The sequence below is a fragment of the Staphylococcus xylosus genome, from assembly GCF_002732165.1.
In the GTDB taxonomy this organism is placed as follows: Bacteria; Bacillota; Bacilli; order Staphylococcales; family Staphylococcaceae; genus Staphylococcus; species Staphylococcus xylosus.
In genome coordinates, this window is record NZ_MRZO01000004.1 from 64,565 (window position 1) to 79,869 (window position 15,305).

At 30.4% G+C, this 15,305-nt stretch carries 17 protein-coding genes and 1 pseudogene; 13 read left to right on the forward strand and 5 right to left on the reverse strand.

The genetic code is table 11. The features are described from left to right. Positions 1 to 113: 113 nt before the first annotated feature. From BTM19_RS07215 to BTM19_RS07265, 11 genes and pseudogenes are all read left to right on the forward strand, one after another. A complete protein-coding gene (locus tag BTM19_RS07215; RefSeq protein ID WP_029377814.1) occupies positions 114 to 629 on the forward strand; it encodes a YwhD family protein in 516 nt (171 codons plus the stop codon). 321 nt (positions 630 to 950) lie between these two features. Beyond that, the gene (locus BTM19_RS07220; protein ID WP_029377813.1) at positions 951 to 1,364 is read left to right on the forward strand and encodes a YwiB family protein; all 414 of its coding nucleotides are present in this window, start codon (positions 951 to 953) and stop codon (positions 1,362 to 1,364) included. Further along, positions 1,365 to 3,032 carry an arginine--tRNA ligase gene (gene argS / locus BTM19_RS07225; protein ID WP_029377812.1) on the forward strand — a complete coding sequence of 556 codons (1,668 nt, stop codon included), beginning with the start codon at positions 1,365 to 1,367 and terminating at the stop codon, positions 3,030 to 3,032. Between the two features lie 144 nt (positions 3,033 to 3,176). Continuing rightward, the gene (locus BTM19_RS07230; RefSeq protein ID WP_029377811.1) at positions 3,177 to 3,815 is read left to right on the forward strand and encodes an endonuclease III domain-containing protein; all 639 of its coding nucleotides are present in this window, start codon (positions 3,177 to 3,179) and stop codon (positions 3,813 to 3,815) included. Between the two features lie 227 nt (positions 3,816 to 4,042). After that, positions 4,043 to 4,924: an ABC transporter substrate-binding protein gene (locus BTM19_RS07235; RefSeq protein WP_029377810.1), complete on the forward strand. Its 882-nt coding sequence runs from the start codon at positions 4,043 to 4,045 to the stop codon at positions 4,922 to 4,924. Positions 4,925 to 5,194: 270 nt separating this feature from the next. Further along, positions 5,195 to 6,145 carry a FecCD family ABC transporter permease gene (locus tag BTM19_RS07240; RefSeq protein WP_029377809.1) on the forward strand — a complete coding sequence of 317 codons (951 nt, stop codon included), beginning with the start codon at positions 5,195 to 5,197 and terminating at the stop codon, positions 6,143 to 6,145. Positions 6,146 to 6,213: 68 nt separating this feature from the next. Continuing rightward, positions 6,214 to 6,958, forward strand: a pseudogene (locus BTM19_RS07245) (HAD family hydrolase). Further along, a complete protein-coding gene (locus tag BTM19_RS07250; protein ID WP_029377807.1) occupies positions 6,915 to 7,715 on the forward strand; it encodes an alpha/beta fold hydrolase in 801 nt (266 codons plus the stop codon). Before BTM19_RS07245 ends, BTM19_RS07250 begins: the two are co-directional and overlap by 44 nt. A 339-nt stretch (positions 7,716 to 8,054) precedes the next feature. Continuing rightward, positions 8,055 to 8,561 (forward strand): SA0570 family protein, encoded by a 507-nt coding sequence (locus BTM19_RS07255; protein ID WP_029377806.1) that lies wholly within the window; start codon positions 8,055 to 8,057, stop codon positions 8,559 to 8,561. 280 nt (positions 8,562 to 8,841) lie between these two features. After that, positions 8,842 to 9,552 (forward strand): hypothetical protein, encoded by a 711-nt coding sequence (locus BTM19_RS07260; protein WP_029377805.1) that lies wholly within the window; start codon positions 8,842 to 8,844, stop codon positions 9,550 to 9,552. A 203-nt stretch (positions 9,553 to 9,755) separates the two neighbouring features. Next, on the forward strand, positions 9,756 to 10,559 hold the full coding sequence (locus BTM19_RS07265; protein ID WP_029377804.1) for an alpha/beta fold hydrolase: 804 nt from the start codon (positions 9,756 to 9,758) through the stop codon (positions 10,557 to 10,559). Between the two features lie 259 nt (positions 10,560 to 10,818). On the opposite strand, the gene sarA is transcribed toward BTM19_RS07265, so the two are convergent. The 3 genes from sarA to BTM19_RS07280 all read right to left on the reverse strand — a co-directional run bounded on the left by sarA (position 10,819) and on the right by BTM19_RS07280 (position 13,540). Further along, entirely contained in the window at positions 10,819 to 11,193 is a 375-nt protein-coding gene (gene sarA, locus BTM19_RS07270; protein ID WP_029377803.1) for a global transcriptional regulator SarA, read from the reverse strand. A 364-nt stretch (positions 11,194 to 11,557) separates the two neighbouring features. Then, positions 11,558 to 12,493 (reverse strand): HlyD family efflux transporter periplasmic adaptor subunit, encoded by a 936-nt coding sequence (locus tag BTM19_RS07275; protein ID WP_029377802.1) that lies wholly within the window; start codon positions 12,491 to 12,493, stop codon positions 11,558 to 11,560. Positions 12,494 to 12,610: 117 nt separating this feature from the next. Next, a complete protein-coding gene (locus BTM19_RS07280; RefSeq protein ID WP_029377801.1) occupies positions 12,611 to 13,540 on the reverse strand; it encodes a DMT family transporter in 930 nt (309 codons plus the stop codon). A gap of 224 nt (positions 13,541 to 13,764) precedes the next feature. Between BTM19_RS07280 and BTM19_RS07285 the strand changes: the two genes are divergently transcribed. Next, positions 13,765 to 13,989 (forward strand): hypothetical protein, encoded by a 225-nt coding sequence (locus BTM19_RS07285; RefSeq protein WP_037557080.1) that lies wholly within the window; start codon positions 13,765 to 13,767, stop codon positions 13,987 to 13,989. A gap of 155 nt (positions 13,990 to 14,144) precedes the next feature. On the opposite strand, the gene BTM19_RS07290 is transcribed toward BTM19_RS07285, so the two are convergent. Further along, positions 14,145 to 14,363, reverse strand: coding sequence for a DUF2922 domain-containing protein (locus tag BTM19_RS07290; protein WP_029377800.1), 219 nt, complete (start codon positions 14,361 to 14,363; stop codon positions 14,145 to 14,147). A gap of 14 nt (positions 14,364 to 14,377) precedes the next feature. Then, positions 14,378 to 14,584: a sigS mRNA-stabilizing protein SroA gene (sroA, locus tag BTM19_RS07295; RefSeq protein ID WP_029377799.1), complete on the reverse strand. Its 207-nt coding sequence runs from the start codon at positions 14,582 to 14,584 to the stop codon at positions 14,378 to 14,380. A 147-nt stretch (positions 14,585 to 14,731) separates the two neighbouring features. Here sroA and BTM19_RS07300 point away from each other — a divergent pair, with 147 nt between their 5' ends. Beyond that, complete coding sequence (locus BTM19_RS07300; RefSeq protein WP_029377798.1) at positions 14,732 to 15,283, forward strand: tyrosine-type recombinase/integrase; 552 nt, start codon at positions 14,732 to 14,734, stop codon at positions 15,281 to 15,283. The last annotated feature ends 22 nt before the right edge of the window (positions 15,284 to 15,305 follow it).

Consider the following 15,305-nt stretch of genomic DNA (forward strand, 5'->3'; position numbering starts at 1 on the left):
GTATATACTTAACACAATAAAACATCACTGTTAAACTCAATATTTAGTAGACAATAATTGATTAAGTTCAAAAACTATTATAAATTTAATGAAAATGCGGGAGGTGTGCGATAATGGCTGAAAATAAAGGGTTTAAATTCAATATTATCAAAAATGATCCACTAGACGGGCATAAGGGTACAAATATAGGCTCAATAAGTTTAGACAACGTAGCGCCTGTCTTTATAGATGTACAAAATAAAGAGGCTTTTATTGATATAGGTGGTATGCACGCACGTTCGAGCGTTGAAAAAGGCGTTAAATGGATTAAAGAAAAAGAAGTAGTAGAAGGTGACGAAGCGAAGCCATATTGGCTATGTTGGGTTACAACTGAAAGAGGAGAAAACGGACCTTACTATGCCGGTGTTACAGCTTGCTACTTATTAGTAAATAAGAGTATTCGTAGAGGGTATAAGAGTATGCCTGAACATGTTAATATGATGGATAAATCAATGAAACATCAAATCGAAATAGATCATATTGGTGAAGAAAATAAAGTTGTGTTAAGAGAATTTCTTGAATCACATGATGCAGAGATGTGGCGTAATTCTACAGCACTATTACATGAAACTTTAAAAGCGAATAATTAATGATATCGGGAGATGGCTAAACCTTTAAATAAGGTATTGCTATCTCCCTTTCGCTATATTAAATTAAGTGAAAGTTTGATTTAATATTGATACGCAGTTACTTTCTACTGTGCTAACTTTTACTATACCTAAAAAAGATATGATTTACTTTATGTGTATACAATCGTAGGAGTTTGTCTATATAATTTCTTTATTTTGTATAGATATACGTTATTTAAAGAAAATAACTCTATGATAAAAATCGTTTTCTCAACTGTAATGCGTATATTAAGTATGCTATAATGGTGTGTATTATTTTAAAAGATTAGGGTGAAACGTACATTGGAAAACAATGTTAATATCCAAACTAAACAAGTTGTTAAACAATTTGATAATAAAGAAAAATTTAATGTGAATACACGAGGCACATGGCAAAAACGAAACGCTGAGTTTATACGTTATCAAGAAGAAGTTAATGAAATGACTGTCAATGTGACAGTTAAAATTGAAGAAACTGGTGTGAAAATTATTCGTAAAGGTGATATCAATATGAATCTTCATTTTGTTGAAGGTGAGGATACAATTACTTTATACGAAATTAGTGGTGGTCGAATTCCGTTAACTGTACGTACACACTCTATTTTACATTTTGTATTAGATGATGGCGGTAAGTTAAAAGTGCATTATGATTTAATTCAAGATGAAGAAAAAATGGGTTCTTACCAATATGAAATTATTTATAAGGAGACGCCGTAAATGAATATAATTGATCAAGTGAAACAAACATTGATAGAAGAAATCAAGCATAGTATAGAGCAAGCAGAACTTGCAGACGCAAGTGAAATTCCAGAAATTAAAGTTGAAATCCCTAAAGATACTTCTAATGGTGATTATTCAACGAACATTGCAATGGTTTTAACCAAGATTGCGAAACGTAATCCACGTGAAATTGCCCAAGCAATCGTAGACCATTTAGATACAACTGCAGCAAATGTTGAAAAAGTACAAATTGCTGGACCTGGTTTTATAAATTTTTATTTAGATAATGCTTATCTAACCGCTATCATCTCAGAAGCTATAGATAAAGGCACTGAATTTGGAAGCACAGAAGAAAAAAATGGTAAAAACATATTACTAGAATATGTGTCTGCAAATCCAACTGGAGACCTACACATTGGGCATGCACGTAATGCGGCTGTTGGTGATACATTGGCTAATATTTTAACTGCAGCAGGTTATAATGTAACTAGAGAATATTACATTAATGATGCTGGTAATCAAATTACCAATTTAGCGCGTTCTATTGAAGCACGCTATTTTGAAGCGCTTGGTGATTACTCATTTGAAATGCCAGAGGGCGGATACCACGGAAAAGATATTATTAATATTGGTAAAGATTTAGCTGAAAAGCAGCCAGAATTAAAAGATCTAGATGAAGAAACGCGTATTAAAACATTTAGAAAATTAGGCGTCGATTATGAAATGGAAAAATTAAGAACAGATTTAGCTGATTTTAATACCCATTTTGATAGTTGGTTCAGTGAAACGACTTTATATGAAAAAGGCGAAATCACAGAAGTGCTTAATAAAATGACTGAACTTGGTTATACTTACGAAAAAGATGGTGCTACATGGTTACGTACTACTGATTTTAAGGATGATAAGGACAGAGTATTAATCAAAAATGATGGTAATTACACTTATTTCTTACCAGATATTGCATATCACTTTGATAAAATTGAGCGTGGTAATGATACTTTAATCAATTTATTTGGTGCTGACCATCATGGTTATATCAATCGCTTAAAAGCTTCGCTTGAAACATTTGGTGTGGATAGTGAACGTCTTGAGATACAAATTATGCAAATGGTGCGTTTAATGCAAGACGGAAAAGAAGTTAAAATGAGCAAACGTACAGGTAATGCTATTACGTTACGTGAAATTATGGACGAAGTGGGCGTAGATGCTGCTCGTTATTTCTTAACAATGCGTAGCCCTGATACACACTTTGATTTTGATATGGAACTTGCTAAACAAGAATCACAAGATAATCCAGTTTATTATGCTCAATATGCACACGCGCGTATTTGTTCTATATTGAGACAAGCGGCTGAAAGAGGTATTACGCCTTCTAAAGACGCAGATTATTCACTTATTACAAATGACAAAGCAATTGATTTGTTGAAAAAAATTGCTGAATTTGAGACTACAATACAAAGTGCTGCTACGAATAGAGCGCCACATAGAATTACAAACTATATTCAAGATTTGGCTTCACATTTCCATAAGTTTTATAATGCTGAAAAAGTGCTGACAGATGATGAAGATAAGACAAAAGCGCTTATTGCTTTAGTAGATGCAGTGAGAATTACATTGCATAATGCGCTTGATTTAGTTGGTGTGACTGCACCAGAATCAATGTAATGAGTAAATAAAAGAGAGCTAGTATGAAATTTGTTATTTTTGAGTGTGCTGATGTCAGCTTACTTAAAAAATAATAAATCGTGCTAGCTCTTTTTATTGTGTTAAAATTTGAAGAAAATCAAACATATTTAGGGGAAGATTCAAGTGAATTTAGACACCGAAACGTTATATCGTAAATTATATCATCACATGGGTCCACAAGGTTGGTGGCCTGCCGATACAAAAGTTGAAATTATGTTAGGAGCAATTTTAGTTCAAAATACGAATTGGAGAAATGCTGCATATGCAATTGAATCTCTTAAACATAAGACTTCATTAGAAACCCAACAAATACTAAATTTAGAAATTGAAACTTTGCAAAAGGTTATAAGATCTAGTGGATTTTACAAAAGTAAAGCACAAACGATTCATGCTTTATTTAGATGGTTAGAGCAATTTGATTTTGATTATGAAGCCATTAACAAATATTTTCAAGAAAATCTTCGTAAAGAATTGTTAAGTATAAAAGGTATTGGGAGTGAGACGGCAGATGTTTTACTTGTCTATATTTTTGGTGGTGTTGAATTTATACCGGACAGTTATACGCGAAGAATATATTATAAATTGGGTTATGATCATACTACGAGTTACGAAAAGCTTAAAAAACATGTCGCACTGCCAGATAGTTTTACTAATCAAGATGCAAATGAATTTCATGCACTATTAGATAATTTTGGTAAAGCATACTTTAATGGTGGTGGAACAAGCAAAGTTGATTTTTTAGAAAAATACTTCGTACGATGATTTTAATTAAAAAAGATTTGTATGTGAAAATTGTGATTTGCTCATATTGTTTCAATTACGTTGATATAAGAGCAAAACTTTATGTGAAGCACTGGGAAACTGTCCGCTATCTTCATGGAATTATGTCAATATCTGTCTGAATTTGAAACAAAATATTACAAAAAAATAATTAAAAATGTATTGGGATTTGGTATGATAAAAGAAAATTGATAATAGGAGTTAAGGAAATGAAAAAGCAATTTAAAATAGTATGTCTTTTTATTGTTATGTCTATGCTTTTAGTAGCATGTGGTACAAATTCTAATCAATCAGAAAAAAATGAGCAGTCAGAAAATCATAATTATAAACGAATTGTATCGTTGATACCAAGTAACACTGAAATTTTATATGAATTAGGTTTAGGAGACAGAGTGGTTGGTGTTTCAACTGTAGATGATTATCCGAAAGAAGTAAAAGATAAAAAACAATTTGATGCGATGAAATTAAATAAAGAAGCATTGTTAAAGGCTAAACCTGATTTGATTTTGGCGCATGAATCTCAAAAGTCTACGAGTGGTAAAATACTCAATTCACTAAAGGAAAATGGCGTGAAAGTTGTATATGTCAAAGATGCTCAATCCATTGATGAAATGTATAAAACATTTTATCAAATAGGGGATGTCACTGGTAAAAATAAAGAGGCTAAGGAACTTGTAAATGAAACAAAATCAAATATTAAAGAAGTTAAAGATACGATTCCTGAAAATGCTAAAGCCCAAAAAGTATTTATGGAGGTGTCATCTGAACCAGAAATATATACTGCAGGTAAAGAAACATTTTTTGATGATATGCTAAATCAATTAAAAGTAGATAACAGCTTTTCTAATTTAACAGGTTGGCAAAAAGTTAGTAAAGAAGATATCATTAAGAAGAATCCTGATATTTTGATATCTACGATGGGTATTTCAAAATCAGAATACGAGAAAGTTATTGATCAACGTGGCGGTTTTAATGAAATTAATGCGGTAAAAAAGAATAACATTGAAGCGATAAATGGAGATCAAATTTCACGTCCAGGCCCGAGAATCGATGACGGATTGAAAGCGTTAAGAGATGCAATTTATAAATAATAAGTATAGAAAAGGTTGTAATTATCATAAGGAGCTTTAAACATGATAACTGATGCGTAATATGTTGAGTATTACATACTTCCTTGCTAGAATGTGAAAAATGTTAGTTAGTCGTGAGGGACGGAATGTAAACCTAAGCAAAAGTTTAGAGTTATGTTTCGTTCTCTTTTTATAATTTAAGAAAAACATGCGATTAAATATAGTGTTAATGGATTACAGGTGGTATTGTAATAGTTGAAATAAGTAAGTGAAAGCGTGGCTTAGAAAGCAATGAGATATTATAAAGCAATCATCATATGGTCAATACTTCTTATAACGAGCATTTTATTAAGTTTGGTGTGGGGGATTGGACATGTGAACGATACATTATCCCAAACAATTTTATATCAAGTGAGAATGCCGAGAATGTTGCAAGCATTATTTGCAGGAGTAGGTTTAACATTAGCGGGACATATGTTTCAAACTTTGCTAAATAATCCCTTAGCAGATAGTTTCACTTTAGGTCTTGCAAGTGGTGCTACGTTTGGATCGGGTTTAGCTGTTGTTTTAGGTGTTTCATTTATATGGTTGCCAATATTTTCAGTAGTATTCAGTATAATTACACTAATCTTAGTTATTGCTTTAACTACAGCTATGTCAAAAGGCTATCCAATTAGAACATTAATATTAGCTGGAATTATGATAGGGGCACTATTTAATGCGTTTTTATATGTTTTGATTATATTTAATCAAAGTAAGATGAAGAATATAGTAAATTATATGTTTGGCGGATTTTCATCTGCAGAGTACAATGAAGTCATTTATATTGGTGTTGTAACCCTAATAAGTGTGATAATACTATTCGGTATGATTTCTAAAATAAAGTTATTACAACTTGGAGATTTACGTGCGCAATCATTAGGACTAAGTGTGAAAAGCGTGACGTATATTTTATTGTTAATTGCTTCAATTATGACTGCAGTTATTGTGGCATATGTGGGTGTTATAGGATTTATTGGAATGGTTATTCCTCAACTTGTAAGACGAAACAGTGTGCATTATAATTTAGGTCAACAAATGGTACTGAACATGATAATAGGTGGTACAATTATGGTACTCTCAGATTGGTTGGGAAGTACGTTGTTAGATCCTTTCCAAATCCCAGCTAGTATTATTTTAGCTTTACTTGGTATCCCAGTATTATTTTATATTATGATAACACAATCGCGTGTTCATGGTTAGATAGTTCTATTTAAAATATAAAGCAAAATTTGCCTGTTTGAAAAATTGTAAATAAAGAGGTTATGATAATGGACTTAACACAAGTTAAAGCGGTCGTATTTGATTTAGAAGGTACACTTTTAGACCGAAAAAAATCACGTGAAAAATTTATTGAAGAGCAATATGAGCGATTTCACGATTATTTGGTGCGTATTCAACTTGAAGATTTTAAAAGAAAATTTATTGAGCTAGATGATGATGAAGATCATGATAAACCAGAACTGTATAAAGCAATTATTAAAGATTTTCACGTCGATCGTTTAACTTGGAAAGATTTATTTCATGACTTTGAGATGCATTTTTATCGTTATGTCTTTCCATATTACGATACATTATATACGTTAGAAAAATTGACAAACAGTGGTTATTTAACAGGTGTCATAGCTAATGGTAAATCTAAGATAAAGCAATATCGAATGCATGCGTTAGGTGTAGAAGATGCTATAAACTACTTATCCACTTCAGAAACTGTTGGCTATCGTAAACCACATCCGAAGATTTTTGAAGATATGTTAGATCAATTAGGCACAAAACCAGAAGAGACAATGTACGTGGGCGATGACCCACTAAATGATGTAGCGCCAGCAAGAGCGATGGGAATGGTTAGTGTGTGGTTTAAAGAAGAACAAACAGTCGATGTAGAACCTTTACCAGAAGAAGTTGACTTTACAATCAACACTACTGAAGAACTGTTATCTATATTACCTATTGGAAAGAAAGGGAGATAATTATGAATCTATTTACAACAAGAGATGGTGTAGCCTTAAATTATAGAACGAGTGGAGAAGGCAATGTGATAGTGATGATACACACTGCTTTAGACAATTTAACTGTTTTTAATGATATTGAAGAGAAATTTAATAAGCATAATCAAGTTTTATTAGTTGATTTACGTGGTCATGGTTATTCAGATAAGCCAAATGAAATTAATTTTGAAACATATGCACAGGATATTAAAGCGTTATTAGATCACTTATATGTAACTCAGTGTTCATTTATCGGCCATGAATTAGGGGCTTCTGTTGCGGTATCATTTGCATCATTATATCCAGATATGACAAGTTCATTAACATTAATCAATCCAACTTTATTGAGTGATATGTCACCTGAGGAACGCTTGTATCGAAAGCACGCTGACCTGATTAGAAATTGGGATAAAGAAGCGCAACAAAAATTCCTAGATAAGCATTTATATTATTCTAAACGCAAAGCCAAAAAATTCTTGAAACAAGTAGATAATACAAACAACATTGCAACAAAATCAGAATTAAATGCTGTGAAAGATTCGTTTAATGATAATAATATTATGCGTTACTTAAGTACAGTTAATTCACCGACTTTAATTATTGTAGGTCAACATGGTGAGAGAACTACCGTTGTTGAAGCAAAAGAAGTAGGTGACTATATAGGAGAAGTGAAATTTGATGTTTTTACAGCATCAGGGTTATATCCATTTGTGGAAGAGAAAGAGAAATTTGTAGATGTTGTAACTACATTTATTAAAGCACATGAGCCAACGATGTTGTACTAAATACAGTATTGTAAGCAAATCAAAAGCTAATTATAGCGTTTGGTTTGCTTTTTTTGAAGCTAAAAATTGATTAGATAGGTGAATATTACTGTGAGAGTAACAGATATAATTAAATAATAATATGAAATAGTTGATTGAGAAAATTGTGAAAATGAGACAATTTCATTTAGCTAACGAGTAATAACATAATTTGTAGTCGTTAAAATATAAATGTTACTTTGATTACAGAATGATAGGTTTTTGTAATATTTTTGTAACACCACTGTTATTTTAGTAATGTTTATAGTACAATATAGATAAGCACAAGATAACTTATATATACAGAAGGAGAGAGTGCTTATGAAAAAAGTATTTGCAGCAATCCTAGTTTCAGGCTTAGCGATCTCTGGATTTAGTACAGGTAGTGTTGACGCAGCATCAGGTAACTCTATCCAAAGTGTTAAATCACTTCAACAAGGAGATACAACGCTAGAAGGTGCTAAAATAGGCGCTTCTATACAAAGTGTATTGAATGAAAATAACGCACCAATTTATTCATATAGTCCTGATGGTAATGAACATTATTATGAATTTAAAAAAGAAAACGGTGTGCTTGTTGTGACGGCAGACGGTAAGAAAAACAAAGGTAAAATTATCCGCGTTTCTATGAGTTACAATGATACAAATGGCCCAACATATAAAGATGTTAAATCACAGGTAAGTAAAAACGCTGTTACACGTGAACATTATAATAATGTCACTGGTAACTTTGGTTATGTACAAGATGATGAATTATCTTATCAATTTAGTTCAGCATCACCAAGTGATAAAGATATCAAATTATATCGTATAGATATGGGTAAATAACATTTACTTTGTAATATTTTAGCGAATTGTGTGGTAGCGAATTAGAATTTTGATGGTTGAATAGTATGACTTTAAAAAAGTGGTTCTTTAAAGTAGGACTTAAACTACCAATATTAATTGAGAGGCTAAGACATTTATTAATGTCTTAGCCTCAATTTATTGTTAAAATAGTAAGTAATATGAGAATATTAACTGAATTAAAGGTTATATTATTTTATTTTAATGATTTTAAAATAGCGAGTCATTACATAAATTAAAAAATGATTTAAAGGAGCCAATCATGAGAGTTAACGACAAAGTTTTAGTAGAAAATATAAATGACTATTTTACTCATAAAGGGCTTTCTCCTAATTTAATAGACGATATTAAAGAGAAACTAAAAAAAGATTTGAAAAAATCAGAAGCAAAAGATGAAGATTATATAGAATATAGACGTAAATCACCAGCTGAAATTATTTTAACTATACAACGTAATTTATTCACTTTACAATTGAATCCTATCATATTTTTTATTGTGAATTTTATCCTGTTATCTTACCTATATGATAAACAATATGTACCATTCCAAGCAGCTACGGGCACTTCTATTTTTTATTGTCTAGTGATTTTACCAATTTCAATTTTTATATATTTAAGAATTGATTGGAAAAATTATCTGTATAGTAATAAATTCGAAATGGTTATAGGATTAGGTGTCGCTGTTGTATCGATGATTCTAGTTGTCTTGCAAGGCTTTAATGTCAATTTAGGGATTGTTGCTGTTACAATTCATGCACATCAAGCTGTATTTTTTATTGGTATTTTATTTAGTGTATCCGGTCTGTATTTTAGAAGATTAGAATTTACAGGTATTGGTTTACTTTTATGTCAAAAAACCATTGATGCCATGATAAGCAACTCAAGTATTACACAAAGTGCTTCTATAGTTATTTGGATCTTACTACTTATAGTGATTATTTATTATACTATTCGAATCTCTTCACGAAAATAATATTAATGTTTGTATTAATTAAAAAGTGAACCAAAACACGTGGCATTTATTCAAAGTCTTATGACTACAAAATGGTACGTGTTTTTATTGTATCTAAAATGTTTATAAATCATAACAGAATATAAAATAATTAAAAATAAAAAATATAGCATACGCACTTTAGAAATGGGGTATATTACCTTTGTAAGGGGAGGTGACCCATAATGAAAAAATTAGTAACAAATTGTAACAACGAGATTGCTTACATCCGAGAGGGTCAAGGTTTTCCTATTATATTAATCCATGGACTTGATGGTAATATGGCTTCATTATTTAGTTTAAAAGAGGAATTAAAGCAACATTATGAAGTTATTGTTTACGATGTTAGAGGTCACGGTAAATCATCTAAACCCAATTCATTTAATTTGGAAGATCATGTAGAAGATTTAAAGGGATTGATGACAAAGTTAGATATTTCAACGGCGCATATTATTGGGCATGATATGGGCGGCTTGATTGCAAAGCATTTTAATGATAGTTATAACTCGATGGTAAAGACGCTAACATTGATAGCATGTAATTTAATCGATAGCGTACATGGATTAAATAAATTGATGATTGAACATCAAGATGAAATTGAAGGTTTCGATAAGTCAGAATCACTTATTTTATTGTTACCATATATGTACCAAGCAGAAGATAAGGCGAAAAGATGGTTCCAAAACCAACTTATCTATAGTAGACAATCGGCAGAAGATAGTGCCGTAGCCACGAGAGCATTAATGGAATTTCCAGTATTTAATAAAGATGTTGTTATTAAAAATACGGAGACACCAACATTAATTATTAATGGAAAATATGATTCATTAGTTCCTAGTGAAGTAATAGAAAAGTATCATTATGCATTTACTTCACTGAAAATGGTAGAATTTGAACATTCTGGTCATGCACCACATATAGAAGAGCCGAAACATTTTTTAGATGTTTATAGTGATTTTATAAATGTTACAGAGTATCAAAAATATTGAAGTGGTATTTTTGGTATTCTGTTCTTTATACATTGTACTAATGATAAGCACTTGAAAATACCTTACATAAAAATAAACCTAAGACATAATAAATCATGTCTTAGGTTTATTTTTTAATTTGAATATGCTGATTAAAATTAAAATAAGCGCTTCTAACAAGCGCTATAAGCTTTTTATTAATAAGTTATGCCTACTAGAGTAGCCAGGAACCGAATTTAAAAAATAAAGTTTCTGTCACTCTAATTTTTCAACGAAAGGTTTATACTTCTTTATCGTCGTTTGCTGCTTTAATACGGTCGTTAACACGTGATAATAACTCATTAATTTTTTTGCGTTGTTTTGTGTTTACTAAAATTAATACAGTTCTTTCATCATGTTCATTACGTTTTTTATCAAAATAGTCCTCTTGTGATAAGTTTTTTACTGCTTTAACAACTTGAGGTTGTTTATAGTTTAAGTGGTTAATAATATCTTTTAAATAATATTCTTCACTTTCGTGCTCACTAATATATGTTAATACAGCAAACTCCTCAAAACTTACAGAAAATTCCTTTTTGATAATACTTTTTAATTTATCAGCGTAAGTAACCATAGCTAATAATTCAAAGCAATCATTGATTTTGGTGATAGCCATCCTATTATTCCTCCCTAATTCTATATGCCCAATCAAATATACATATTAAAAATGTTTTTGTATAATTATTTGTCTTAATTCAAAGTGTAAAACAAAGAGTTTATCATAATCTATGGCTTAATTATATTTGGGTAAAATATATTAAAACCACTATTATTTAGTTTATTATAACTAAATAAAAATAGAAAGTAAACAAAAAACTGTTTAAGCGTTACGTAAATGATTTCAGATATTAATTCAATTCTATACATACCAATGATTGAATTGAAATTAATATATCTTTGTTTCAATTTTCCGTAATTTGATAAAAATAGTAAATAAGCGTTTTGTATTTAAAGGTAATTGCTATTTATACTGTGTACATCTAATTTTGAGATGCTAATGTATCAGCATTTTTAGCGATTATGTCTCCTTGTCTTAAACCTTCAAGAATTAATACATCTTTTTTATTACCCATATTTTGTGTTTTGATAACCCGTTTAATAAATTTTTTATTTCTTTGTAAGAAAACAAATTTATTATCATATATTGCAGTCTTCGGTATTACAATTTTTTTATTAGGTTTTTCAATATTATAATGCTTGCCATATAATGATTTTAAGTTAGTACTTACTTCTACATTATATTGCGAATTTTTAGCTGTAGAATCAAATTGTATTGGTAATTTAGAAATATATGTTATTTCACCAGTGAAAATTCTTTGATTGTCATCTTTAAGCAATACTTTATCATTTTCATGTAATTGTGTTATCAGTGATTCAGAAACAACAGATTTGATTATAGCATTAGAATTAAAAATTTGCAGAATAAGTTCTTTATCTTTAGTAGGAAAATTTTGGTTTATATGGATGTTACCATCAAGCGGGGCATAAATGACGGTACGTAACGTCGACTGTAATGATTCAATTTCTGATTGCGTCTTGCTGATTTCATTACTAATAATTGGCTGTGGTCTTGGATTCTTTTGCTTTAAGACGGAAAGATATTTTTGCTTGTTAGCAATGAGACGTTCGGCGTGAGGATTGTAATATTCGAAAAGTGGTTGATTTTTTTTAACACTATCATTATTTTTTATAAACCAATTATGAATATAGCCTTTATCTGTTTCGGATAATAGATTGGTTATTTGGGTTGGGTAATACATGCCTGTAAAGTTATAGGAGGGTTCATACTTAATTTTGATAGTTTCTATATGAGCGTTGGTTTGATTAGGGGATATTGATTTTAAATAGTACCAACAAAATAAGGCAATACTACTTAAAATTATTAATAATATAAGTAATGCAAAAATTTTTCGCAATAAGGTCACCTCTTGTTGTTAATATAGTTTGATTATACAGTGAAAATAACTTTATTTGCCATAAAAAAAGTGCGTCATTTACAGTTTGATAAAAGTAAATGACGCACTATTACAATTTTAAAATAATCTGAGCAATATAATACCAATCATAATGGCTATAATGCCTGAAACTTTACGTGTTGTTACTTTATTAACGTGTGTGCCTAATAGACCAAAATGATCTATGATGATACCCATTAGCATTTGACCTAGCATCACAATAATCGTTGTCAGCGCAGCACCTAAATGTGGCATCAAGATAATATTTGTCGTTACGAAGATGACACCTAATATGCCACCGATAAAATAAATAGGTTTTAATTTGCCTTGTTTACTATTAAAAGTTGCAACTTTAAGACTTTTGTTAAATATCAGTGTCAATATAAATAATACAATGGTACCAACTGTAAAGGATACTAGTGATGCCATTATTGATGAATGTAATTGCTGACCCAACGCACTATTAATGGTTGTTTGGATAGGCGGGCAAAAGCCAAATATAAAACCAATAATGAGCCATATATAAACTGTTGAAGACTGTGATTTGTCTTTAGGGTTTCGTCGGACATAATTCATAAGTAAAATACCTACAATTAAAAAGAGAATTCCTAACACTTTTAGTAAAGTAAAGGGATGTTTATCGGCGCCGAACCAACCAAAGCTATCAATTGCAACGCCCATTATAATTTGACCTGCCACAGTCATAACGACTGTTAAAGAAGCCCCTAAACGTGGCAAAAGCAATAGATTTCCTGTTAAGAAAATAACGCCTAGCATACCACCAACAAACCATTGATAATTCAATGATTGATTGCTATAAAATTGACCCGTAAAAACATGGGGATTAATAATAAGATTAATTAAAATTAAAAAAAGAGTACCTGTTGCAAATGAAATGGTTGATGCATAGAATGAAGATTTTGTATATAAACTCAATCTAGAATTGATTGAAGTTTGAAATGGAACTACCATACCTGCAATAATACCAATGATATATAAGAGAATCATTAAACCACGCTTTCCTTTGAGATAACTTTATTATAAAGGAAAGATTAATGTATGCATACATTTAAATTGGGAGCAGAAATATATGTATATCAGAGAAAATAATGTACACAACAAACAAAGTATAATAAAATATATATGTTGATGTTTTTTAGATAATGAAAAATTAACAAATTTAATGTATTTTGAATAATGAAAGTAATTTTAGAAGTGAGTGACTATAGATATTGAAACAACTTTCCATAATTCGTCTTTTAGATGAAGAAACTTTTTTTGTTGGTGCAGGCAGTAACGATCAAATAAAAAAGAATCAATTTATAGAAGTGTTGAATCCTAGACGGACATATAAAAATTTAGCTCAAGTTGTTGAAGTATATGATAAATACTCAATGTGTAAAAAATTGGGTAAGAAAAAGATATTTTTTGGTGATACCGTCAGGCTAAGACCTTAGAGAGATTAATGATAGATTAGAATAGGAAAGTAGTCAGTTGATTATATAATCTGACGTTTATTATTAACCAGTAAAAAGGCCTGAAACATTTGTTTCAAGCCTTTTTTACGTAACGTTTTTTAATTATAGTCCATTACGTCGATATTACTAGATATTTAATTTTCAAATATGAGTTTAGTAGATTTATCTATAATTTGTGCAGCATGGGCTGTTTTAGGAATACCTGACTTCGGTCTCAAAATATCCAACTCTATTAATTTGGCCATACCTTCTTTTACGGTAGATTCGTTTATAAAATGCTCAATCTTGGGTATTTGTAATTTGACCGTCTTATTAACAGCATCGTTGAAAATAAGTTCTAACGTTTGTGACATATTTCGTTTCCTCCTTAATTAATTGTTTCTGTCTTAATGACTTCAAGTTTGTCAAATCGTTCTCCTGTGATTTGTTCTATAATGGATTTGAAACTTTTAAGTTGTTCAGTTTTTACGTCTGTATTTAAATTAGCGAAATGACGCTTAAACTGACTAGCTTTACCATTTTTGTCGAACAATGTACGCGATAATGTAACTGCGAGTTGACTGATATTATTCATTGTAATTAACCTCCTTTCACTATATATATCGACTGCGAATAGCAAAATGGGCAAAAAAAATTAAGAAATTTGTATTAAATACTTCCATGTGACATAAATATCATATATCATTAAATAAGAAACATTTATGGTGTGAGAGGTGGAAATATGAATCAAGTGGATCCTATTAGGGATATTGAAGAAATTAAATCAATGTATAAAGTATTGAGCTGTAAGTCTAGGCGGGATTATTTACTGTTTAAATTTGCAATACATACAGGTGTTAAACTATCTGAATTATTGAATTTATGTGTTAATGATGTCAAAGGATCAGACGATCACATAAAGTTATATTGGCTTGAAGATCACGCTCCTAATATTTATATCAAATTACCTGATGATTTAAGAAATGAGTTATTTGATTATATAAATGAGGAAGGTCTAAATGAAAATCAATTGTTGTTTCAATCAAATAGAACATTTAAAGGTTTGTCGAGGCAACAAGCATATCGAATTATACATGCGGCTGCTAATGAATTAGGGATGTTGCATATTGGTTTGACCACTCTTAGAAAAACATTTGCATATCATGCTTATCAATCAGGTATATCGATATCTATTATTCAAAAATACCTCGGTCATCAAACTACTTATGAAACTATGAAATTTATAGGTATTTCTACAAAGAAGAGCAATACCACAATAGCTTTAAATTTATAAATTACAATTAAAGGGGGAATAC